Below are 325 nucleotides of genomic sequence, written 5' to 3'. Positions count from 1 at the left end.
CGTCGCCTTCGCCAAGCTGCAGGGGCTGGTCACCGGCAAGCCGCTGGTCTTCCCGATGCAGCACCCGCTGAACGCGGCGCTCGGCGTGCTGACCCTGCTGCTGATCGTCTGGCTGGTGCAGTCGAACTCGGCCGGCGCCATGTGGCTGATCATCCTGGTCGCCTTCGCGCTCGGTTTCCTGCTGATCCTGCCGATCGGCGGCGCCGACATGCCGGTGGTGATCTCGATGCTGAACAGCTATTCCGGCTGGGCGGCCTGCGGCATCGGCTTCACCCTGCAGAACAACCTGCTGATCATCACCGGCGCGCTGGTCGGCTCCTCGGGC

The 325-nt window shown here is 67.4% G+C and carries 1 protein-coding gene; it reads left to right on the top strand.

Annotated elements, in window-relative coordinates; translation table 11 throughout:
- A partial coding sequence (locus tag TSO352_RS32015; RefSeq protein WP_146210832.1) for an NAD(P)(+) transhydrogenase (Re/Si-specific) subunit beta occupies nt 1-325 on the top strand: 325 nt, incomplete at both ends.

It is taken from the genome of Azospirillum sp. TSO35-2, assembly GCF_003116095.1.
GTDB lineage: Bacteria > Pseudomonadota > Alphaproteobacteria > Azospirillales > Azospirillaceae > Azospirillum.
Note: the sequence above shows the minus strand (reverse complement) of the source record. Positions and strands in the feature narration are given on the sequence as shown.